General features: G+C 66.8%; 20 protein-coding genes and 1 riboswitch. Of the genes, 17 read left to right on the top strand and 3 right to left on the bottom strand.

Features of this window, described 5'->3' with window-relative positions:
* Window positions 1-2: 2 nt before the first annotated feature.
* Entirely contained in the window at window positions 3-992 is a 990-nt protein-coding gene (locus tag ACWDPV_RS23545; protein WP_449744899.1) for a neutral zinc metallopeptidase, read from the bottom strand.
* Window positions 993-1,200: 208 nt separating this feature from the next.
* Between ACWDPV_RS23545 and ACWDPV_RS23540 the strand changes: the two genes are divergently transcribed.
* From ACWDPV_RS23540 to ACWDPV_RS23515, 6 genes are all read left to right on the top strand, one after another.
* Complete coding sequence (locus ACWDPV_RS23540) at window positions 1,201-2,097, top strand: sulfurtransferase (RefSeq protein ID WP_449744898.1); 897 nt, start codon at window positions 1,201-1,203, stop codon at window positions 2,095-2,097.
* 13 nt (window positions 2,098-2,110) lie between these two features.
* Window positions 2,111-2,548, top strand: coding sequence for a SufE family protein (locus tag ACWDPV_RS23535; protein WP_348802541.1), 438 nt, complete (start codon window positions 2,111-2,113; stop codon window positions 2,546-2,548).
* Window positions 2,545-3,999 (top strand): condensation domain-containing protein, encoded by a 1,455-nt coding sequence (locus ACWDPV_RS23530; protein ID WP_348802542.1) that lies wholly within the window; start codon window positions 2,545-2,547, stop codon window positions 3,997-3,999. The genes ACWDPV_RS23535 and ACWDPV_RS23530 overlap by 4 nt, the downstream gene beginning before the upstream one ends.
* A gap of 222 nt (window positions 4,000-4,221) precedes the next feature.
* A complete protein-coding gene (locus ACWDPV_RS23525) occupies window positions 4,222-6,015 on the top strand; it encodes an acetyl/propionyl/methylcrotonyl-CoA carboxylase subunit alpha (RefSeq protein WP_449744897.1) in 1,794 nt (597 codons plus the stop codon).
* Between the two features lie 9 nt (window positions 6,016-6,024).
* Window positions 6,025-6,396: a hypothetical protein gene (locus ACWDPV_RS23520; protein WP_449744913.1), complete on the top strand. Its 372-nt coding sequence runs from the start codon at window positions 6,025-6,027 to the stop codon at window positions 6,394-6,396.
* Between the two features lie 221 nt (window positions 6,397-6,617).
* Entirely contained in the window at window positions 6,618-7,481 is an 864-nt protein-coding gene (locus ACWDPV_RS23515) for a 3-hydroxyacyl-CoA dehydrogenase (RefSeq protein WP_348802544.1), read from the top strand.
* A 5-nt stretch (window positions 7,482-7,486) separates the two neighbouring features.
* Here the strand turns inward: ACWDPV_RS23515 and ACWDPV_RS23510 are convergent, their stop codons facing one another.
* Window positions 7,487-8,053 carry a nucleotidyltransferase family protein gene (locus tag ACWDPV_RS23510; protein ID WP_425476163.1) on the bottom strand — a complete coding sequence of 189 codons (567 nt, stop codon included), beginning with the start codon at window positions 8,051-8,053 and terminating at the stop codon, window positions 7,487-7,489.
* A 201-nt stretch (window positions 8,054-8,254) separates the two neighbouring features.
* Here ACWDPV_RS23510 and ACWDPV_RS23505 point away from each other — a divergent pair, with 201 nt between their 5' ends.
* The 4 genes from ACWDPV_RS23505 to metE all read left to right on the top strand — a co-directional run bounded on the left by ACWDPV_RS23505 (window position 8,255) and on the right by metE (window position 14,017).
* Window positions 8,255-10,240: a solute carrier family 23 protein gene (locus ACWDPV_RS23505; RefSeq protein WP_449744896.1), complete on the top strand. Its 1,986-nt coding sequence runs from the start codon at window positions 8,255-8,257 to the stop codon at window positions 10,238-10,240.
* A 9-nt stretch (window positions 10,241-10,249) separates the two neighbouring features.
* Entirely contained in the window at window positions 10,250-10,771 is a 522-nt protein-coding gene (gene uraD / locus ACWDPV_RS23500; RefSeq protein WP_449744895.1) for a 2-oxo-4-hydroxy-4-carboxy-5-ureidoimidazoline decarboxylase, read from the top strand.
* A gap of 48 nt (window positions 10,772-10,819) precedes the next feature.
* Entirely contained in the window at window positions 10,820-11,146 is a 327-nt protein-coding gene (gene uraH / locus ACWDPV_RS23495; protein WP_449744894.1) for a hydroxyisourate hydrolase, read from the top strand.
* 171 nt (window positions 11,147-11,317) lie between these two features.
* Window positions 11,318-11,554: riboswitch (cobalamin riboswitch) on the top strand.
* 150 nt (window positions 11,555-11,704) lie between these two features.
* Window positions 11,705-14,017, top strand: a complete 2,313-nt coding sequence (metE, locus tag ACWDPV_RS23490; RefSeq protein ID WP_449744893.1) for a 5-methyltetrahydropteroyltriglutamate--homocysteine S-methyltransferase — start codon at window positions 11,705-11,707, stop codon at window positions 14,015-14,017.
* Window positions 14,018-14,100: 83 nt separating this feature from the next.
* Here the strand turns inward: metE and ACWDPV_RS23485 are convergent, their stop codons facing one another.
* On the bottom strand, window positions 14,101-15,051 hold the full coding sequence (locus ACWDPV_RS23485; protein WP_449744892.1) for an AraC family transcriptional regulator: 951 nt from the start codon (window positions 15,049-15,051) through the stop codon (window positions 14,101-14,103).
* Window positions 15,052-15,203: 152 nt separating this feature from the next.
* On the opposite strand from ACWDPV_RS23485, the gene ACWDPV_RS23480 reads away from it, so the two are divergent.
* From ACWDPV_RS23480 to ACWDPV_RS23450, 7 genes are all read left to right on the top strand, one after another.
* Complete coding sequence (locus ACWDPV_RS23480) at window positions 15,204-15,806, top strand: flavin reductase family protein (protein ID WP_449744891.1); 603 nt, start codon at window positions 15,204-15,206, stop codon at window positions 15,804-15,806.
* Window positions 15,807-15,850: 44 nt separating this feature from the next.
* The gene (locus ACWDPV_RS23475; RefSeq protein ID WP_449744890.1) at window positions 15,851-17,482 is read left to right on the top strand and encodes a 4-hydroxyphenylacetate 3-hydroxylase family protein; all 1,632 of its coding nucleotides are present in this window, start codon (window positions 15,851-15,853) and stop codon (window positions 17,480-17,482) included.
* A 28-nt stretch (window positions 17,483-17,510) separates the two neighbouring features.
* Window positions 17,511-17,807, top strand: coding sequence for an EthD family reductase (locus ACWDPV_RS23470; protein ID WP_449744912.1), 297 nt, complete (start codon window positions 17,511-17,513; stop codon window positions 17,805-17,807).
* A 126-nt stretch (window positions 17,808-17,933) separates the two neighbouring features.
* On the top strand, window positions 17,934-18,983 hold the full coding sequence (locus ACWDPV_RS23465; RefSeq protein ID WP_449744889.1) for an AraC family transcriptional regulator: 1,050 nt from the start codon (window positions 17,934-17,936) through the stop codon (window positions 18,981-18,983).
* Between the two features lie 245 nt (window positions 18,984-19,228).
* A complete protein-coding gene (locus ACWDPV_RS23460; protein ID WP_449744888.1) occupies window positions 19,229-20,185 on the top strand; it encodes a PDR/VanB family oxidoreductase in 957 nt (318 codons plus the stop codon).
* A gap of 72 nt (window positions 20,186-20,257) precedes the next feature.
* A complete protein-coding gene (locus tag ACWDPV_RS23455) occupies window positions 20,258-21,613 on the top strand; it encodes a cytochrome P450 (RefSeq protein ID WP_449744887.1) in 1,356 nt (451 codons plus the stop codon).
* A 40-nt stretch (window positions 21,614-21,653) separates the two neighbouring features.
* Window positions 21,654-21,788 (top strand): nSTAND3 domain-containing NTPase (locus ACWDPV_RS23450; protein WP_449744911.1); only part of this gene is annotated, 135 nt, incomplete at its 3' end.

Raw genomic sequence — 21,788 nt, 5'->3', positions numbered from 1 at the left:
CCCTATCCGAAGAGCTCCGGCCAGTACTTGCCCAGGCAGTCGATGGGTTGTCCCTGCTCGCCCTGACCGAGTGCCTGACTCAGCGACGGCCCGAAGAAGCCGCGGGAGATCGCCGCGATCCGCTGCGTCGCGGTGCCGTGACCTTCACCGGGTGCCGGGTCGCCGATCTTCTGGAGCAGTGTGGCGGCCTGCACGATGTCGGCCACCGACAGTTGGTCCCGACGCAGTACGGTGGCCGCCCAGTTCCCGGCGAGGCAGTCGGCGATCAGTTCGCTGTTCTCACCGCGTGGTTCCTGATCGGGATCGAGATCGCCGGCGGTCAGGATGCGATCGACGACGGCGTGACCGTACTCGTGGGCGACGACGGTGGCCGCGGTGAACTCCCCCTGGAAGCCGCTGATCGAGTCCAGCGGCCCCTCCACCAGGAACACCCCCGTCCAGATGCCGACGAAGGTCTCCACCGGGAGGATGATCGACCCCTCGACTCGTTGTCCCTCACCGTCCTCGGCGGTGTCGAGCGGGCAGAAGAAGGCGTTCGGGGTGTCGGGCTCGACGACGATCACGCCGTCCTCATCTTCGCAGTCGGAGGTGTAGCGCCCCGATTCGACGAGCACCCGCCCCGGATACGGCTGCCCCCAACCGAGTTTGTCGAACCACGGACCCCACGTCGCGTCCAGATCGTCGAGCACCGACGTCAGATAGCCGGGCACCTCCTCCTGTGCGTTGGCACGGGTGATGCTGCCGCTCATCAGGTCGGCACCCGGCACCGGCAACTCCGGACACGCCGATTCGGTGCACTCGCCGGGCACGTCGCCGTCGACGGTCGACGACGGCACCGATGACCGCGATGACGAAGCGCCGCCGGTGCCTGACGAGGTCGCATCGGAGGCGGTGGGGCCGTCGTTGCCCGAACACGCCGCGAGCCCTACCACCGTCACGGCGAGGGCGACCAGCACGCGAAGTCGTACATGACCGGTGACCAGTGCTTTCATGGCTCATGAATCTAGCAACTCCGGCGCCGGATCCGGACCATCGCGACATTCTTCGAATGATGCGCAGACCCGTCGTCGGCACCGATGCGGCGCCGGTCGCGCGACGATCGGGCCGCCGCCACCCACGCGCCGAGACGACTGGGTAGGCTTTGCGCGGGGCACTGCGGGTGCCCCACCGAACCACGATCACCCGGGAGGGGTTCTTCAGTTGAGCGTTGAGACCGATCCGAATCCGGCCTTCGCCGCCTATGCGCACCCCGAGCGGCTCGTCACCACCCAGTGGCTGTCGGCGCATCTGGGGTCCAAGGGCCTCAAGATCATCGAGAGCGACGAGGACGTGTTGCTCTACGACATCGGCCACATCCCGACCGCCCAGAAGATCGACTGGCACCTACACCTCAACGATCCGGTCGAACGCGACTACATCAACGGCGAGCAGTTCGCGGAACTGATGCGCGACAAGGGAATCGAACGCGACGACACGGTCGTCATCTACGGCGACAAGTCCAACTGGTGGGCCGCCTACGCACTGTGGGTGTTCACCCTGTTCGGTCATGAGGACGTCCGCCTGCTCGACGGTGGCCGCGACGCCTGGATGTCGGAGGATCGGGACACCTCCTTCGACGTCCCGGAGTACCCACGTTCGGATTACCCCGTCGTCGAGCGCGACGACGCCGACATCCGGGTCTTCGCCCACGAGGTTCGCGAGTTGCTGGGCACCGAACCGCTGATCGACGTGCGGTCGCCGCAGGAGTACACCGGCGAACGGACCCACATGCCCGACTATCCCGAAGAGGGAGCGCTGCGCGGCGGCCACATCCCGACTGCGGTCTCGATCCCCTGGGCCAAGGCCGCCGCCCTCGACGGCCGGTTCCGGTCGCGTGCCGAACTCGATGAGGTCTACGCCGGCCTCGATCCCGCCACCCCGACGATCGCCTACTGCCGCATTGGGGAACGGTCGAGTCACACCTGGTTCGTCCTGACCCATCTGCTCGGTTTCACCTCGGTCCGCAACTACGACGGCTCCTGGACCGAGTGGGGCAACGCGGTGCGAGTACCGATCTCCGTCGGCGACGAGCCCGGCGATCCGCCCACCGATTCCTGAGGCCAGAAGCGTCATGAGTCTTCCCCCAGCCCTCGCCGAGATCGTCGATGACTTTGCGGCACTGGGCGATTCGGACAAGGTCACCCTGCTCCTGGAGTTCGCCGGCGAGCTGCCGGAACTGCCTGCCTCGTTGGCGGTCGAGGCGATGGAGCCGGTACCGGAGTGTCAGTCACCGGTGTTCTTGTCCGTCGATGCCGCAGATGCCGCCGCGGTGCGCCTCTATTTCAGCGCGCCGCCCGAGGCCCCGACGACCCGCGGGTTCGCCTCCATCTTGAGCCAGGGTCTCGACGGTGCGTCCGCCGCGGCCATCCTGGAGGTGCCCGGCGACTTCTATCACGATCTCGGTCTCGCGTCGGCGGTGAGTCCGTTGCGGTTGCGCGGTATGGCCGGGATGCTCGGCCGGATCAAGGCGGCGGTGCGGACCCAAACAGGCTCCGCCCAGCCGGGATGAAGTTCATCCAGATCCTCGAGGAGCCCATCGAACCCGGCGGACTCGTCGAGTGGACACCATTCGTGCCCGGCGGTCTGGGCGCCTGGCACCGCGACCCGCGACTGACGTCGCACAACCACGAGCAGCATCTGCGCGGGGCGTTCGAGTACCGTCTGCGCACCCGTCGCGAGGGTGGGCGGGAATCGTGGCTCGGGGTGGCGATCGAGTTCGACGAGCCGTTGTCCATCCCGGCGTTGCGCGCCGCGCTGCGGCGCTGGATCGACCGTCACGAGGTGCTGCGCAGTCACGTCATCATTCGCCACGACGGGCTGGCCCGGCTGAGCACCGATCCGGGTACGGTGCAGCTGAAGATGGGCCGGATCGGTTGGTACAACGAATCGGGACCGCTCGTCGAGCAGATCGCCGGGGCGTTCGACCGCACCACCGCCCCGCTGCAGTGGCCCGCGTACATGTTCGCCACCGTCGGGCGCGAGTCGTCGTTCACGTTGTTGTTCGCCGCCGATCACTCGCTGGTGGACGGCTACTCGCTGATCATGTCGCAGTTCGAGTTGACCGCGCTGTACCGCGCCGCGCGCGACCATCACGAGCCCGAACTGCCGCCGGTGGGCAGTTATGTGGACTTCAGTGCCGCCGAACGGCGGGAGGCCGATCAGTCCGGTGCCGATCACCCGGCGGTGTCCACCTGGCTGGGATTCCTGCGTTCCGGCGACGGCGACATGCCGCCGATGTTTCGTACCCCACCGGCCGGGACACCCCCACCCGGCCACAACACCGACACCGAGAACGCGGTGGCGCAACCATCGTTGTCCGGGATGATCGCCGACGACGCGACCGCGAATCGGTTCACCGCGGTGTGCTCGGAGGCCGGCGGATCGCTGACGGCGGGCGTCCTGGCGGCGTTCGCGATGGTCCACCACGACCTCACCGGCGACCCGGAGTTCCGGTGCGTCCTGCCGCGTCATACCCGTGACGACGCGCGCTGGCTCACCGCCCTCGGCTGGTTCGTCGCGCTGGCACCGTTCTGCCTCGACATGTCGGACTCACCGACGTTCGACCAGGCGGTCGCCCGGTCGACCGCCGAGCTCAAGCGCTCACGGCAGGGTGCGGCGCTGCCGTTCCTGCGCGTGGCCGACCTGATCGGGTATCAGGGGTCGCCGCGCTTCGTGATCTCGTTCATCGACACCCGCTACGCCCCGGGCGCCGCGGAGGCCGACGCCGGTCGCGCCACCGTACTGCGCAGTCATTCCTACTCCCCCGACGAGGTGCTCATCTGGATCAATCGGACACCGTCGGGCCTGCGGTTCTCGGCGCGCTCACCTGTCGTCGCCGACACGTCGGGATCCGGCGGGTCCGCCGCGCCCGAGGACAGCCCACTCGCACGTCTGCTGGGCGGTTTCGCCGATCTCGTGCGCACGCTGGGCGATGACAGCACATTCAACTCCCGCAAGTGACCCACGCCTCCACCGAACGATTGCTCGGTGCGTTAGGGTGAAGCCCGGAGCGCGCACTGCCGAGAGATCCGCCATGGGTCATCCCGGCGGTGCGCGACGCCGCGTACGACGCGTTCGTGAGCGGTACGAGCCCCCCGGCGCCCCATCCGGGCGCCGGACGACCACGTGTGTGATGTACCCCCGTCACACCTGATCCCGATGTCCGGCCCAGGAGAACAACAAGTGCCCACTATCAGCAAGGTCCTCATCGCCAATCGCGGCGAGATCGCCGTTCGCGTCATCCGTGCCGCGCGGGACGCCGGGATCGCCAGCGTCGCCGTGTATGCCGAGCCGGACGCGAACGCGCTCTTCGTGAAGCTCGCCGACGAGGCCTTCGCCCTGGGTGGTCAGACCTCTGCCGAGTCGTACCTGGTGTTCGACAAGCTGCTCGACGCGGCCGCGAAGTCCGGTGCCGACGCCATCCACCCCGGCTACGGCTTCCTGTCGGAGAACGCCGACTTCGCCCAGGCCGTCATCGACGCCGGACTGATCTGGATCGGTCCGTCCCCGCAGTCGATCCGCGACCTCGGTGACAAGGTCACCGCCCGCCACATCGCCCTCAAGGCCGATGCCCCGATGGCCCCGGGCACCAAGGACCCGGTCTCCGGCGCGGCCGAGGTCGTCGCATTCGCCGAGGAGTACGGCGTCCCGGTCGCCATCAAGGCGGCCTTCGGCGGCGGTGGGCGCGGCATGAAGGTCGCCCACACCATCGCCGAGATCCCCGAGCTCTACGAGTCGGCCAACCGCGAGGCCATCTCCGCCTTCGGCCGTGGCGAGTGCTTCGTGGAGCGCTACCTCGACAAGGCCCGCCACGTCGAGGCGCAGGTGATCGCCGATCAGCACGGCAACGTCGTGGTCGCCGGCACCCGTGACTGCTCGCTGCAGCGTCGTTTCCAGAAGCTCGTCGAGGAGGCGCCCGCACCGTTCCTGACCGACGAGCAGCGCACCCGCATCCACGAGTCGGCCAAGGCCATCTGCCGCGAGGCGGGCTACTACGGCGCAGGCACCGTGGAGTTCATGGTCAGCGACGACGGCCTGATCTCCTTCCTCGAGGTCAACACCCGACTGCAGGTCGAGCATCCGGTCACCGAGGAGACCTCGGGTCTGGACCTGGTGCGCCAGCAGTTCCGCATCGCCCAGGGCGAGAAGCTCGAGATCTCCGAGGACCCGACCCCGCGCGGACACTCCTTCGAGTTCCGGATCAACGGTGAGGACGCCGGCCGCGGCTTCCTCCCGGCCCCTGGCCCCATCACCGTCTACCGCGAGCCGGCCGGCCCCGGTGTGCGCGTCGACTCCGGTGTCGTGGAGGGCGACGTGATCGGCGGTCAGTTCGATTCGATGCTGGCCAAGCTGATCGTCACCGGCGAGAACCGCGAGCAGGCGCTCGAGCGTGCGCGACGCGCCCTCGACGAGTACCACATCGAGGGCCTGGCGACGGTGCTGCCGTTCCACCGCCACATCGTGAGCAACCCGGCGTTCATCGGCCACAAGGACGAGGACGGCGTGGAGACCTTCGACGTCTACACCAAGTGGATCGAGACCGACTGGGACAACCCGATCGAGCCGTACACCGGTGGCGAGGCCATCGAGGACGACGACGAGGCCCCGCGCCAGAAGGTGATCGTCGAGGTCGGCGGCCGCCGCGTCGAGGTCACCCTGCCCGGCGATCTCGCCCTCGGCGGCGGCGGTGGCGCCGCGAACGGCGTGATCCGCAAGAAGCCCAAGGCCCGTACCCGCAAGAAGGGTGGCGGTGCCGCCGCCTCCGGTGACGCCGTCACCGCACCGATGCAGGGCACTGTGGTCAAGGTGGCCGTCGAGGAGGGACAGACCGTCGCCGCCGGCGACCTCGTCGTCGTGCTCGAGGCCATGAAGATGGAGAACCCGGTGACCGCCCACAAGGACGGTGTGGTCACCGGCCTGGCCGTCGAACCCGGCGCCGCGGTCACCCAGGGCACCGCCCTGCTCGAACTGAAGTAGGACATTCCGCTGCAACCCGTCGAGATCAACGCCGGGACGTGGTATCTGCGTGGGCTTCGCGCCGACGACCGGATCACCGACGTCCCGGCGTTGTCCGATCTCGGGGTCGATGACCCCGTCGGATTCGTCGCCGCATCCGACGCCCGGTGGGCCGACGAAACCGAATTCGCCTGGGCCGTCTGCATTCCCACCACCGGTGAGCTCATCGCGCTGATCGGCGTCACCGCCGACGGTGACGCCGGCACCCTGTGGGGCCGGGCCCGTACCGGCTACGACGAGGCGCTGGCGGCTGCTCTTGCACCGGTCTCCCGTTTCGCCGACGGCGCGCTGGACCTGCGCCCCTCGCCGTCGGTCTCGCCGCAGATCCCGTCACACCGCTGACCTGTTCGCCCGTTCCGCTCGCGCTCGTGCAGACCCACATGAGCGTCGCCCGCTCGCGCGAGCCGGGACGAGCCGCGGTGTCTCGTGGCAGACACCGACCGGCCGATGTGACCGATCGAATCTGCCCATACCGCCATGATCCGGCGTCGCACACACGTTGACTGAATAGGTCGTGTCGATACCGTTCGACACCTCGTGACGACACCCATCGGAGGTCAACGATGACGAAATTCCACAAGATCACGGTGCTCGGGGCCGGGGTCCTCGGTTCACAGATCGCGTTCCAGACAGCGTTCCGAGGCTTCGAGGTGACGTCCTATGACGTCTCCGACGATGCCCTGGCCGCGGCGGCCACCCGTCTCGATTCGCTCGTGTCCACCTACGAGGCCGAGGTGGCCGGAGCCGGCGACGGGGCGGCGAAGGCGGGACGCGCCCGCATCACACTGACCACCGACCTGGCGCAGGCGGTGACCGATGCCGACCTCGTCATCGAGGCCGTGCCCGAGGTCCTGGAGTTGAAGGAGAAGATTTATCGGGAACTGGCGAGCCTGGCTCCGGAGAAGACCATCTTCGCGACCAATTCGTCGTCTCTGCTGCCCAGCGATCTCGCGGCCGCCACGGGACGCCCGGACCGATTCCTGGCCCTGCACTTCGCCAACCGTGTCTGGCAGTTCAACACCGCCGAGGTCATGGGCACCGCCCAGACCGACCCGAAGGTGTACGAGGCGGTGGCCGAGTTCGCCGAGCAGATCGGTATGGTGCCCATCCGCATCCACAAGGAGAAGCCGGGCTACGTCCTGAACTCGCTGTTGATCCCGTTCCTCAATGCCGGGCTGGAACTCGTCGCCGGCGGCTACGCCGACCCGCGCGATGTCGACCGCACCTGGCGAATCGCCACCGGGGCCCCCATGGGACCGCTGCAGATCTTCGACATCATCGGACTCAACACCCCGTACAACATCCTGATGAACGGCGATCAGGGCAACCGTCACCTCGGCGCCTGGCTCAAGGCGAACTACATCGACAAGGGCAAGTTGGGTGTGGCCAGCGGTCAGGGCTTCTACTCCTATCCGCAACCCGACTGAGCACATCAGCCCCGGCGGTGATCCTGGTCTGTTCCGCGGGCCAGGTCACCGCACTCCACCTCGATCACGCGATCGGCGTGGGCGCGCAGATAGACCGCAGCGCCGACGTCTCCCCGAACGGCGTCTCGCACGCCCGCATGGTGTGCGGCACCGATGAAGACCGGATGACCGGGCACCCCCCGGAACCTCGCCCGCACCAACCGGTCCCGGCGGCCGTCGGCCACGTCGAGAATCCGGGCCACCACCTGACCGTCGACGTCGGCCACGTCAACAACATGTAAAACCACCGCCGCGACCTCCGGTCTCGCAGCCACGTCGGCGAGCACCGCCCTCACCGTTTCCGACAGCCCGTCAGACCACCGCGGAACCATCAGCCCTCGAGCCCCCAACGGGGGTTCGACCGTGGCCGCACCCATCGCGACGACCACCTCGTCACAGCCCCCATCACCGAGTGCACGAACCGCCGACTGAAGCCATTCACCTTGCTGCGCAAGAATTTTGGGCATCCCGTAGCGGCGTCCCGCACCCGCGGCGAGCACGGCTCCGACCACCACCTCCGGCATGGTTCCCATTGTGCGCCCGGGCCCGCCCGAGCGCCCGCGAACTGCCCGCCGGGCGATCCGGCTCCACGCCCGGTATATCCCTTTTACCTGATCGCAATATACGATCCGACGGTCGCGAAAAGGGTTGCGTGGGTCCACTATTGACCTGCTGTGCACCGGACATCCCCGGTCCACCGACGTCAGAAGTTCATATTCGCAGGGAGTCAGGCGATGTCCACCGATTCGGCCCCGGCCGCGGCACCGAAAAAGAAGAAGCGCGTCCACCCCGTCGACGAGGTGCCACCACCCGGCAAACTCGTCGCACTGGGCGCCCAGCACGTTGTTGCGTTCTATGCCGGGGCGGTATTGGTACCGCTGCTGATCGCCCGCGCGATCGGCCTCGACTCCGAGGCGCTGACCATGCTGATCACCGCCGACCTGTTCACCTGCGGTATCGCGTCGTTGCTGCAGTCGGTGGGTATCTGGAAGATCGGTGTCCGGCTGCCCCTGCTGCAGGGCATCACGTTTGCCACGCTGGCCCCGGTGATCCAGATCGCCAACCAGAACGGCGGCGGACGTGTCGGCCTGCAGACGGTGTACGGGGCGGTGATCGCGGCGGGTGTCTTCACCTTCCTCATCGCACCGTTCTTCGCCAAACTCATCCGTTTCCTCCCGCCCGTCGTGACCGGCACCCTGATCACGATCATCGGCATCTGCCTGATCCCGGTGGGCGCCGGTGACGCGGTCACCAACCCGAACGAGCATCTGAAGGACGCCGCCAACTGGCGGTGGGTCTGTTACGCCCTGGGCACCATCTTGCTGATCGTGTTGATGCAACGGTTCTTCCGCGGTTTCATGGCCACCATCGCCGTCCTCCTGGGCCTGGTGATCGGCACCTTCATCGCCTGGCTGTGCGGTGACGCGAGCTTCTCCTCGGTGGGCGAGGCCAACTGGCTGGGCTTCACCCCGCCCTTCGCATTCGGTTGGCCGCGTTGGGATATCGTCGCCATCGTCTCGATGATCGTGGTGTTGCTGGTGGTCGCGGTGGAGTCGACCGGCTCGATCTTCGCCACCGGCGAGATCGTCGGCAAACGCATCAAGGCCGACGACGTCGCCGCAGCGGTCCGCGCCGACGGTGTCGCCACCGTCATCGGTGGGTCGTTCAACTCGTTCCCCTACACCGCCTTCTCGGAGAACGTCGGTCTGGTGCGCCTGACCGGGGTGAAGAGCCGGTGGGTGGTGGCCTGCGCCGGTGTCATCATGATCATCCTCGGTCTGCTGCCCAAGCTGGCCAAGGTCGTCGAGTCGATTCCGGCCCCGGTGCTCGGCGGTGCCGCCCTCATCATGTTCGCAACCGTCGCGATCGTCGGAATCCAGACCCTGACGTCGGTGGACTTCACCGACCACCGCAACCTCATCATCGCCGCCACGTCCCTTGCCGTGGCCCTGTACGTGCAGTTCTCGCAGTCGTCGGTCCCCTCCCAGGTGATCGAGAAGAACGGCAGCATCACCGACGTCCCGGAACTGCCCGGTGTTGATCAGGCGATGCCCAACATGGTGTTGCAGATCCCGTTCTCCACCGGCATCACCATGGGTGCGATCTGCGCAATCCTGTTGAATCTCTTGTTCTTCCACGTCGGCGGCAAGGGTCCCGCGGTCGCCGGCAAGGGCTCGATCACCCTCGACGAGGTCAACACCATGTCGCGCGAGGAGTTCCGGGAGACCTTCGGCGAGGTTGTCCAGGGCGTCGACTGGGTGCTCGACCGCGCCTGGGAGCAGCGCCCGTTCGAGGACGTCCACGATCTGCGCAGCGCCTTCCAGGAGGGCATGCTCACCGGCAGCGACACCGAGCAGCTGGACCTGATCCGCGCGTTCCCCGACCTGGGTGCCGAGGACGAGGAGACCGGCGAACTCCGGGCCGCCGACCACAAGGGCCTGTCGCACCTGGAAGAGACCGAACACGAGAACGTGGTCAACCTCGCCAACGCCTACCAGGAGCATTTCGGCTTCCCGCTGGTGATCTGCGCACGTGAGACCGAGCGCTACGATCGAGTGCTGCGCAACGGCTGGGCGCGCATGGACAATTCCGAGACCTCGGAGAAGTCCTTTGCGTTGATCGAGATCGCCAAGATCGTCAACTACCGGTTCGACGACCTGGTCGCCGACGCCAACCCGTTGACGTCGGTGCGATTCGGCCGACAGCCCGAACTCTCCTAGGCTGGGGCAGTGCGACGAGTGGATTGGCGCGGTCTGCCCAGCTTCAACGACCTGTCCGAGCGGCAGGCGATCGGCACACTGTACGAGTGCTGCAGCTCGTCGATCTGGGCATTGCGCGTCGCCAAGGCACGGCCGTTCATCGATGACGAGGCGCTGCTGGAGTACGCCGACCTCATCCTCGCCGAACTCACCGAGGCCGATCTCGACGAGGCTCTGGCCGGCCATCCGCGCATCGGCGACCGCCCCGACAACGCTTCCTCACAGCGGGAGCAGTCGGGGGTCGCCGGCGCGGACCCGGCCGTCCTGGATGAGCTCAAGGAACTCAACAAGGCCTATGACGAGAAGTTCGGGCACGTCTACCTGGTGTTCGCCAACGGCAGACCGGCCGCGGAACTGCTGGCCATCCTCAAGGAACGCATCCGCAACGACGCCGCGACCGAACGGCGGGTGATGCGCATGGAGCTGGCGAAGATCAACCGCGCCCGGCTGCAGCGCATGCTCACCCCCGCCATCGAGTATGTTGACGACTGAACGTCGCACCGCACCCGGCGGCCCGACATCGCAAGGGAGCGAACACCGATGACCGGTCTGTCCACCCACGTCCTCGACGCGGTCTCGGGGTCGCCGGCCGTCGGTGTGGCGGTGTCCCTGCAGGACGCCGCCGGTGGCGAGGTGGCCGCCGGTATCACCGATTCGGATGGCCGGATCGGTCAGGTAAACACCGAACCCCTGATCCCGGGCATCTATCATCTGGTGTTCGACACCGGAAACTGGTTCGCCGACAACGACATCGACGGCTTCTATCCCGAGATCGACATCTGCTTCACCGTCGACGACCCGGATCGCCACTATCACGTTCCGGTGCTGCTGAGCCCGTTCGCCTACTCGACGTACCGCGGTAGCTGAGCACACCCCGTCCCCACTGACAGCGCTCACCACGACACTGACAGCGCCCTATCCCCCACTGACAGCGCCCTATCCCACACTGACAGCGCCCGGCACGACACTGACAGCGCCCGGCACCCGAGCGGGGGGCACTGTGCGCACCTCCGGTCCGGTCGACGCCGGGGCGTGTGTATCCTGGCCTGCGCAGTTGGTTCGCCACCCCGGGATGTCATGGAGCCCCTACACCCGGGTCGGCGTCGAAAGAGGGAATCCGGTGTGAATCCGGAACTGTCCCGCAGCGGTATGTCGGAACGACCGCCGTCACACGCACTGGGCGCAACGCCCGGGAAGCGACGGCCACTAGGAACCGGGTCAACGATGACCTGCCCGCCGACGAGTCCGAAGACCTGCCTGCTGTACCGGTCGCGCCGCGATCGGTGGATCGTCGCCTCGTGGACCGGGCGTTGGTCGGACAGGCAGCATCAGGCGAACCACTTCCCGTGGTTCGCCACGGGGCTTGATCGACCCACCCTGCAAAGGCGACGGACCGTCGGAAACCATTGCAGGAGCATCACACTCATGTCCGTGAGTACCACCAGCGGCTCTACTCCGAAAGCTGCACCGTTCACCACCACCGTCCTCGGTACGCCCCGTATCGGCCCGCGCCGCGAACTCAAGCGCGCCATCGAGGGCTACTGGGCCGGGCGCGTCGACGCAGACGATCTGGCCGCCGTCGGCGCCGGACTGCGCCGCGACACCTGGGCGCAACTCGCCTCGGCGGGCTTCGACTCGATTCCCGTCAACTCGTTCTCGTACTACGACCAGGTCCTCGACACCGCCGTCATGCTCGGCGCGCTGCCCGAGCGTTTCGCCGCGATCGACGATGCGCTGGACCGCTACTTCGCCGCCGCCCGTGGCACCGCCGAGTTGGCGCCGCTGGAGATGACCAAGTGGTTCGACACCAACTACCACTACATCGTTCCGGAGATCTCCGCGGACACCCGATTCTCGCTGCACCCGGAGAAGGTTCTCGCCGAACTCGCCGAGGCCCGTGACGCCGGCATCAATCCGCGACCGGTGATCGTCGGTCCGATCACCTTCCTCGCACTGTCCAAGACGGTCGGCGCCGACGACGCCGCGCCGCCGCTGGACCGCCTCAACGAGTTGCTCCCGCTCTACCTCGACCTCCTCGCCCGCCTCGCCGAGGCCGGAGCCGAGTGGGTGCAGATCGACGAGCCGATCCTGGTCACCGACGTCGCTCCCGAACTCCCGGCGCTGGCCGGCTCGGTCTACTCGACCCTCGCCCAGGCGGACTCTCGTCCGTCGATCCTGGTCGCCACCTACTTCGGCGACGCCCGCGAATCCCTCGGACCGCTGGCGTCCTCGGGTGTCGAGGCGGTGGCCGTCGACCTCGTCGAGGGCAGCATCGAATCGGTCGCCGACGTCCCCGGACTGGCGAATCTGCTGGTCGTGGCCGGTGTGGTCGACGGACGCAACATCTGGCGTACCGACCTGGAGAAGGCCCTGGGCACCCTGGCCACGCTGCTCGGCTCCACCGGGTCACTGGCGGTGTCCACCTCGTGCTCCACCCTGCACGTGCCGTACTCGCTGGAGCCGGAGACCGAGCTCGACGACAATCTGCGCGGATGGCTGGCCTTCGCCGCCGAGAAGTATCAGGAGGTCGCGGTCCTGTCCGACGCGCTGCGCCACGGTCGTGACGCGCAGGCCGATGCGTTCGCCACCTCTGCCGCCGCTTTGGCGACCCGCGACACCGACCCGCGCGTCCACAACCCGGCGGTCCGCGAGCGCCTCGCCGCCGTGACCGACGCCGACGCCACGCGCGGCGAGGCCACCGCCCGCCTGGCGGCGCAGAACGAACGACTCGGACTGCCGGTCCTGCCGACCACGACGATCGGCTCCTACCCGCAGACCTCGGCCATCCGTCTGGCCCGCGCCGCGCTGCGCTCCGGCGAGATCGACAACGCCGAGTACGAGCGACGGATGCGCGCCGAGATCGCCGATGTGATCGCGTTGCAGGAGAAGATCGGGCTCGACGTGCTCGTCCACGGCGAGCCGGAGCGCAACGACATGGTGCAGTACTTCGCCGAGCAACTCGACGGATTCTTCGCCACCGCCAACGGCTGGGTCCAGTCCTACGGCACCCGGTGCGTGCGCCCGCCGATCCTGTTCGGCGACGTGTCGCGTCCCACGCCGATGACCGTCGACTGGATCACCTACGCCCAGTCGCTGACCGGCAAGCCCGTGAAGGGCATGCTCACCGGCCCGGTCACCATCCTGGCGTGGTCCTTCGTGCGCAACGATCAGCCGCTGTCGGACTCCGCCGATCAGATCGCCCTGGCGATCCGGGACGAGACCGTTGATCTCGAACGCGCCGGAGTGGGCATCATCCAGGTCGACGAGCCGGCCCTGCGCGAACTGCTCCCCCTGCGCAACGCCGACAAGCAGGCGTATCTGGACTGGGCGGTCCGTGCGTTCCGTCTGTCGACCTCGGGTGTCGCCGACACGACACAGGTGCACACCCATCTGTGCTACTCGGAGTTCGGTGAGGTGATCGGGGCGATCGCCGACCTCGACGCCGACGTCACCTCCATCGAGGCGGCCCGGTCGAGCATGGAGGTGCTCGACGATCTCAACTCGGTCGGCTTCTCCAACGGTGTCGGTCCGGGCGTCTACGACATCCACTCTCCGCGTGTCCCGGACACCGGCGAGATCGAGACGTCGCTGCGCGCGGCCCTCAAGGCCGTTGGGCCGGAACGCCTCTGGGTCAACCCCGACTGCGGGCTCAAGACCCGCGGCAATGAGGAGGTCATCGCGTCGCTGACCAACCTGGTCGCGGCGGCCGCCGCCGTCCGGGCGGGCGCCGACGCCTGAGTCGACCCGCACAGCTCCGGCGCCGATCCATCACCCGCCCGTCGCGGGGGTGGATCGGCGTCGGACTTTCTTCTCCCCGATGCCTATATCCCTCTGCCGCCCACCACATCCGAGGGGCACACCCCGTAGCGGTTGCGGAACGCCGCGGCAAACCGGCCCGAATGCGTGAATCCCCACCGCAGCGCGACCTCGGTGACGGAATCGGCCGTCTCACCGGCCAATTCGTCGTGAACGCCACGTAACCGGATGTCGGTCAGGCACTCTCGGGGTGTCCTGCCGACGTACTCCTTGAAGCCCTCCTGCAGTCGGCGCACGCTCACCCCGGCCACCTCGGCCATGTCGGCCGCCGACCACGCCCGCGCCGGATCGGCACGGATCGCATCCAGTACCCGGGTGACGATCCGGGGCCGCACCGCCTGCCGGTCCGACGGCGATTCGGGAAGTGCCGCAACGAGAAACGCGTCGGTGAGCGACGTCGCCAGCTGTTCGGCGATCAACGGATTGGACAGCAACGGGTCGTCGCCGGGCTGACCGGCCACCGACCGCACCAGGCGGAACCAACTCGCCATCTCGGGCACACCGAGATCCAGCTGATCCGGGATCACCACGTCGGTGTCGCCGGCCACGCGGATCGCCTCGCGGTGCACGAAGTCCCGATCGATCTTGACTCCCACGATCGTGCAGTCATCGGACCAGCGGGTGATGTCGACCGGCGTATCCGGCGGGTTCACCGTCGCATAGCCGCTCGTCGACACCACCGTTCGGCCGTGCACAGCGGTCTCGAGCATCCCTCCGAGCGGCACGTTGATCCCGTACGCCCCGGGATGGTCACTGCGGATGGCCACCTCGGCCCCCCAACCGATCCGAGCGATCCGCAACGGACCGACCACCGTCACGTTCACGTCGGCCTCGGTGGCCACACTCCCCGCGTCGAGGGGCGTCAGTTCGTGCGGGAAGTACGCATCCGACACGGCGTCGCGGGCCGCATCCCACTCGGGCGTACCCGGCACCTGGATATGGTCCACCGAACCCATGTTCTGACACCTCCTCGGACCGGGGGACGCGGCTCCGACTGAGAGATCCCGACGCGCTTTTCGGATGGACACCGCGCAGATCGGATCGCCAACGTCTTCTCGGTCGCCTTATGTTCTACATCACATTCGGCCCGAGAGGAAAGGCGAAGCACATGGAGAAGAAAGCGCTTCAGAACGTTTTCGGCCAGTTCGCGAGCGGCGTCACCGTCATCACCTGCACCAACGCCGACGGCGAACCGCACGGCGCCACGGTGACCGCGTTCACCGCGGTTTCCCTCGAACCGCGGCTGTGTCAGGTCACACTCACGCGAAAGTCCAAGGCGTGCAAGTACTTGACCGACGCGCCGTTCGCGGTCAACATCCTCGCGGCCGATCAACTCGACACCGCCATGCACTTCGCCGGCCGGCCGAGTGAACCCGGCCCGACCTGGGTCGACGGACCCACCGCACCGGTATTGAAGGGCAGCGCGGCGGTTCTCAGTTGCACGCCGTGGCGGTCCTACGACGGCGGCGATCACCTGATCTTCATCGGCGAGATCGTCGACGCCGAGGCCTCGGGGAATCCCCCACTCCTCTACTACCGCAGCACCTTCCACGATCTGGGCGAGCCCAGCGTCAACTCGCTGTGGACGCTGTGCGCCGACGATCCGCATTCCGGATGGTTCGACGCCACCGCCACATTCACCCCCTTCCATCTCACCCGAGGAGGGAACGCAGAAACCCCGACGTCCAGCACGACTCCCGTATCAGCCTGATCCATAACGACATTCGTTCCATTCATCAGAAAAAGGTATGAATCATGACGACCATCGAACGCCCCAATAGCACTTCCACCGGCAATCCTGCCGACACCGGAGCCCCCACCGTCAATCCGGCCGCCGATTCGCCCGACAATCAGAAGAAGAACTTCGCATCCCGGCCGATGACCGGCGATGAATACATCGAATCACTCCGGGACGGTCGTGAGATCTGGCTGCACGGTGAACGCGTCGAGGACGTGACCACCCACCCGGCCTTCCGCAATCCGATCCGGATGACCGCCCGCCTCTACGACTCGATGCACGACCCGCAGACCCGGGACAAGGTCACCACGCCCACCGACACCGGCAACGGTGGTGTCACCATGCCCTTCTTCAAGGCGCCGACGAGCAGCGAGGATCTCATCAAGGAACGCGACGCCATCGCGGAGTGGGCCCGGATGACCTACGGCTGGATGGGCCGCTCCCCCGACTACAAGGCCAGCTTCCTGGGCACCCTGCACGCCAACAAGGATCTCTACGCACCGTTCGAGGCCAACGCCGAACGCTGGTACCGCGAATCGCAGGAGAAGGTCCTCTACTGGAATCACGCCATCATCAACCCACCGGTCGATCGCCAACTGCCGCCCGACGAGGTCGGCGACGTGTTCATGAAGGTGGAGAACGAGACCGACGCCGGCCTCGTCGTCTCCGGTGCCAAGGTGGTGGCCACCGGTTCGGCGATCACCAATTACAACTTCATCGCCCACTACGGCCTGCCGATCAAGAAGAAGGAGTTCGCCCTCATCTGCACGGTGCCGATGGACGCTCCCGGCATCAAGCTGATCTGCCGCAGTTCCTACACCCAGCAGGCCGCGGTGATGGGCAGCCCGTTCGACTACCCGTTGTCGAGCCGGATGGACGAGAACGACACCATCTTCGTCTTCGACAAGGTCCTCGTCCCGTGGGAGAACGTCTTCATGTACGGCGACGTCGAACGCATCAACGCGTTCTTCCCACAATCGGGCTTCCTGCCGCGCTTCACCTTCCAGGGCTGCACCCGCCTCGCGGTGAAGCTCGACTTCATCGCCGGTCTGCTGATGAAGGCCCTCGACTGCACCGGTTCCGGCGGATTCCGCGGCGTGCAGACCCGCGTCGGTGAGGTCATCGGCTGGCGCAATCTGTTTTGGACCATCACCGACGCGATGGCCCACAATCCGGAACCGTGGATCGGTGACACCGTCATCCCGCGCCTGGAATACGGGCTGATCTACCGCATGTTCATGATGCGCGGCTACCCCCGCATCAAGGAGATCATCGAGCAGGACGTGGCGTCGGGCCTGATCTACCTGCCCTCGAGCGCCGCGGACTTCAAGAGCGCCACCGTGCGCCCCTACCTCGACAAGTACGTCCGCGGTTCCAACGGCATCACCGCCGTCGATCGGGTGAAAGTCATGAAGGCCCTGTGGGATTCGATCGGCTCCGAATTCGGTGGCCGCCACGAACTCTACGAGCGCAACTACTCCGGCAATCACGAGAACGTGCACGCCGAACTGCTCTTCGCCGCCCAGAACCGCGGTGGCGTCGACCAGATGAAGGGGCTCGCCGAGGCCTGCCTGTCCGAATACGATCTGGACGGCTGGACCGTCCCGGACCTCATCGGCAACGACGACGTCAGCTTCTTCGGCAACTGAGAGGACTACCCACATCATGCACACGTTGATGGTCGCCTACCCGCACCCGGCCGATCCGGTAGAGTTCCGTCGCTACTACGCGCAAACCCACCTACCGCTGGCGGCAAAGATTCCCAACGTCCGGGCATCGCGGTATTCCTTCGAGATCGCCACGCCCGACGGTTCACCGTCGCCCTACTTCGCGGTATTCGAAGCCGACTTCGACAGCGTCGAAGCGATGGGCGCCGCACTCGACTCACCGGAAGGGCAAGCGGCACAAGCCGATGTGGGGAACTTCGCCACACATGGCGTGCATATCATGCATTTCGAGTCCCAGTCCGCGTAGGCTGCGGCGTTGACCTGCCGTGGTCGCGACCCGCGAGGGTGGCGACCACGGCAGGGTGCTCTCACCACACCCACAGTGAGGGCCGGTCGGCCACCGCGACCGCCGTGAACGTCCGAGGAGGTCGGGATGCCACACTCGCCGGGCCGCCCATCGCAACCGGATCCGGGCGCGGGCCCACCCACACCGCCGACCTCGGTCGAAATGCACAGCGCCGACGTCGAAGAAGCGACCGCCGAGGTCGGACGACTGTTTCATCCCCACGAACTCACCCGGGTCGAGACCACCGGCACATTCGAGGCCGACCTGAGCGCGGTGGCCACCGGACCGATAGTGGCCGGGCGCATCCGCTACAACAGCAACAGCGATCTGTATTGCCCCGCAATCGACGGCTTTCACGTCAACATTCCGATCGCCGGGCGCCTGATCTCCGAGTCGGCGGGGGTACGCACCACGATCGACGAACTCGATGGCGTCGTCTACGACCACGACGCCGATGCCCGCCTGGTGACCCCCTCCGCCAGCCAGCTCAACATCGTGGCGCTCAAGTTCAACCGTGACGCTGTCGAGAACGTGCTCGCCGACATCGTGGGCGCCCCCGTCCCCGGGGTACACCTGCGCGGGAGCCTGAACCTCTCCGCTCGCGCGGGGCTGGCCTGGCGATCGCTGGTCCTGAACACCTACGTCGCTGCCGTCCCCAATGCGATGCTCACCAACCCGGTGGTCGCCGAGCCGCTGAACTATTCGATCATCGCCGGACTGCTCTCACTCATCGACCATGGGCACACCGACGCCCTCGAGGCGGCGGCACCGGCCACCGCGCCGGTCGCGATCCGGCGGGCCATGGAGTTCATCGACGCCCACGCCGAACTTCCGTTGACCCCGACATCCATCGCCCGACAGGCCGGCCTCAGTGTCCGCAGCCTGCAGCGCGGATTCCGCGAACACGTCGGCCTCGGCCCGATGCACTATCTGCGGACCGTTCGGATGCACAACGTTCATCGCGATCTCCTTGCCGCCGACCCGGCGACCACCACCGTCGCCGCGATCGCCGGCCGATGGGGCTTCTACCATCTCGGTCGATTTTCCGCGGACTACAAACGGCTGCACGGACATTCACCGTCGGAGACCCTGAAGGCCACCGGTCGCACAATTTGGGGTCGTCGGTCGAACCGGTAGCGCGAGGACGTGCCGTGGCGCAAATCGGATAGGACCGCGCCGCTGCGCGGATAGATGTGCGCTGTCCCACTTGCCTACGGTTGGGTGATATACGACATATCCATCGGGTGCCCTCGCCCCCGACACCACAGCGAGTCACACAGCGCGTCACCGCATCACGACGCCGAGCGCGACACCACCGCACCGCCACGGACCAAATCCGTGCCGCATGGCGACGTCGCTCGCACACCGCCCGGAGGTCTCTCATGCATCCTGCCCCCACTCTCCCGCTCGTCATCGACGAGTTACGTACCGAATGCGACGGCATCGTCTGCGTCGAACTGGTGGCCGCGGACGGTACCGACCTGCCGGCCTGGGATCCCGGCGCACACATCGAGGTACACCTCGGCAACGGACTCAGCCGCCAGTACTCGATCTGCAGCGACCCCGCCGACCCCGGCCACTACACGATCGCGGTGCTCCTCGATCCACACAGTCGCGGCGGTTCACGCTACATCCACGACACATTCGCCAAGGGTGACCATCTATCGACCTCCCTGCCACGCAACAACTTCCCCTTCACCGATGCCCCGCAATATCTGTTCGTCGCCGGTGGAATAGGGATCACCCCCCTGATCCCGATGATGGTGACCGCCCAGCGACGCCACCGGCCGTACCGGCTCGTCTACGCCGGACGAGACCGATCGCGAATGGCCTTCTCCGGCCTGCTCTCCCACGATCCGTCGGTACAACTACTGGTATCGGGCGAGGGCAGCCGGCTCGACGTCGCAGGACTACTCGACGACGACACGCACGCTGCGGCCGAGATATTCGCCTGCGGCCCACCACGACTGCTCGACGAACTGACCGACCACTGCCGACGCGCCGACCGTCAGCGCCATCTACACATCGAACGCTTCGTCGGCACCGCGGTCGATCTCGACGCCGACAAGGAGCGGGCATTCGAGGTGGAACTGGCCCGCTCGGGCGCGGTGGTGACCGTGGGTGCCGACCAAAGCATTCTCGATGCCCTACTCGCACAGGGCATCAAGGCCCCCAACAGCTGCGCCGAAGGGGTATGCGGGTCGTGCGAGACCACCATCGTCGAGGGCACCGTGGACCATCGCGATCAGATCCTCGACGACGACGAGAAGGAGGAGAACGAGGTCATGATGATCTGCTGCTCGCGCGCCACATCGGATCGTCTCGTCCTCGACCTGTGACCATCACCTCTGCCACACACCCTCTGCCCCATCGGAGTTCAGCCCCCCCCCCAATTCGACAAGGAGTCGACGATGACCGAGACACCCGTGCGCCCCACCAACACCCATGCGCCGAGTACCGCACCCACCACCACATCCGCCGCGACATCCGCCGGTCGCTGCCCGGTGAGTAACTTTGCCGCAGAGTTCAACCCATTCGACGAGGCGTATCTGCAAGATCCCTACTCCGTGTTCGCCCGGGCACGAGCCGACGAGCCGGTGTTCTACAGCCCAGAGATCGACTACTGGGTGGTGAGCACCTACGACGACGTGCTCGCGATCTTCCGCGACACCGAGTCCTATTCGGCCACGGCGGCCGGTGAGTTGATCAAGCCGCCATGCCCGGCAGCGATGGACAAGCTCGCCGCCGTCGACTACGTTCCCTCGACCATGCTCGTCGACGAGGACGCTCCCCTGCACACCAAGCGCCGGCGCGTACTGCGCAAGGGCGTCACGCCGGACAAGGTCGCCGAGATCGAGCCGTACACCCGTCGATTCGTCCGCACGTGCCTCGACGCGATCGTCGATGCGGGACACGCAGACATGGTCTCCGATATGACTTTTCAGGTTCCCGCCCAGACCGCCTTCGTCCTGATGGGGGTGCCCGAGGCCGAGGTGGAGCGGGCCCGTCGGTACGCGTCCCGGTTCGCCTTGTGGATCTGGGGTCGCCCCAGCGACGACCAACAGGTCACGCTCGCCGAGGAGTTCGCCGCGTACCTGACCTATGCGCGGGAACATGTGGAGCGTCTGATCGACAATCCGGGCGACGACTACATGAGTAACGCGATCAAGGCGTGGCAGAAGGCAGGCAACGACGACGTCTGGGATCGCACCTATCTGGCCTCGATCATGCAGAGTCACCTCTACGCCTCGCACGAGACCACCACCAATGCCATGGCCAGTGGTTTCAAAGTGCTGCTCGAGCACCCTGATCAGTGGCGCGAGCTCTGCGAGAATCCCGCGCTCATTCCCGCCGCTGTCGAAGAGATCTTGCGCTACGCCTCGTCGGTGCCGGCGTGGCGTCGGGTGACCACTCGCCCCGTCACCATCGGCGGATTCGACATCCCCGCCGGGCAACGCATCCTGCTGCTCACCGGTTCGGCCAATCACGATGAGGCACGGTTTGACGGTGACACGTTCGACATTCACCGCCACAACGCCGAGGATCACCTTGCCTTCGGCTGGGGAGTGCATCATTGCCTCGGTCAGGCGCTGGCGCGCATGGAGATGACCGTCATGCTCGAGGAGACCACCGCTCGGCTCCCGCATCTCCGCCTCGTCGAACCACAACGGTGGACCTACTCCCCCAACACGTCCTTCCGTGGTCCCGAAACCGTGCTCGTGCAGTGGGACCCACAGCAGAATCCGCCGACCGCCGAGGTCCGCTGACTCTGTACCCACCGAACGTCGCGGCCGATAGGCTCGGCGTATGTCGGTCACCACGGAGATCATCGCGGCGGCCGCCGGGTCACCACGTCATGTAGTGGGTATCACCGGACCACCCGGCGCCGGCAAGACCACCATCGCCCACCGCCTCGTCGCCGAGCTCGCAGCAACGCTCGGC

This window comes from Gordonia sp. NPDC003504 (assembly GCF_053587995.1).
This window is presented reverse-complemented; position numbering and strand designations above follow the sequence as displayed.

Coding starts and splice junctions, on each gene's coding strand:
- ACWDPV_RS23535 (WP_348802541.1), top strand. CDS start 2,111: ATGAGTCTTCCCCCAGCCCTCGCCGAGATCGTCGATGACTTTGCGGCA.
- ACWDPV_RS23510 (WP_425476163.1), bottom strand. CDS start 8,053: ATGGGAACCATGCCGGAGGTGGTGGTCGGAGCCGTGCTCGCCGCGGGT.
- metE (WP_449744893.1), top strand. CDS start 11,705: ATGTCCGTGAGTACCACCAGCGGCTCTACTCCGAAAGCTGCACCGTTC.
- ACWDPV_RS23515 (WP_348802544.1), top strand. CDS start 6,618: ATGACGAAATTCCACAAGATCACGGTGCTCGGGGCCGGGGTCCTCGGT.
- ACWDPV_RS23455 (WP_449744887.1), top strand. CDS start 20,258: ATGACCGAGACACCCGTGCGCCCCACCAACACCCATGCGCCGAGTACC.
- ACWDPV_RS23475 (WP_449744890.1), top strand. CDS start 15,851: ATGACGACCATCGAACGCCCCAATAGCACTTCCACCGGCAATCCTGCC.
- ACWDPV_RS23460 (WP_449744888.1), top strand. CDS start 19,229: ATGCATCCTGCCCCCACTCTCCCGCTCGTCATCGACGAGTTACGTACC.
- ACWDPV_RS23480 (WP_449744891.1), top strand. CDS start 15,204: ATGGAGAAGAAAGCGCTTCAGAACGTTTTCGGCCAGTTCGCGAGCGGC.
- uraH (WP_449744894.1), top strand. CDS start 10,820: ATGACCGGTCTGTCCACCCACGTCCTCGACGCGGTCTCGGGGTCGCCG.
- ACWDPV_RS23485 (WP_449744892.1), bottom strand. CDS start 15,051: ATGGGTTCGGTGGACCATATCCAGGTGCCGGGTACGCCCGAGTGGGAT.
- ACWDPV_RS23530 (WP_348802542.1), top strand. CDS start 2,545: ATGAAGTTCATCCAGATCCTCGAGGAGCCCATCGAACCCGGCGGACTC.
- ACWDPV_RS23505 (WP_449744896.1), top strand. CDS start 8,255: ATGTCCACCGATTCGGCCCCGGCCGCGGCACCGAAAAAGAAGAAGCGC.
- ACWDPV_RS23545 (WP_449744899.1), bottom strand. CDS start 992: ATGAAAGCACTGGTCACCGGTCATGTACGACTTCGCGTGCTGGTCGCC.
- ACWDPV_RS23470 (WP_449744912.1), top strand. CDS start 17,511: ATGGTCGCCTACCCGCACCCGGCCGATCCGGTAGAGTTCCGTCGCTAC.
- ACWDPV_RS23465 (WP_449744889.1), top strand. CDS start 17,934: ATGCCACACTCGCCGGGCCGCCCATCGCAACCGGATCCGGGCGCGGGC.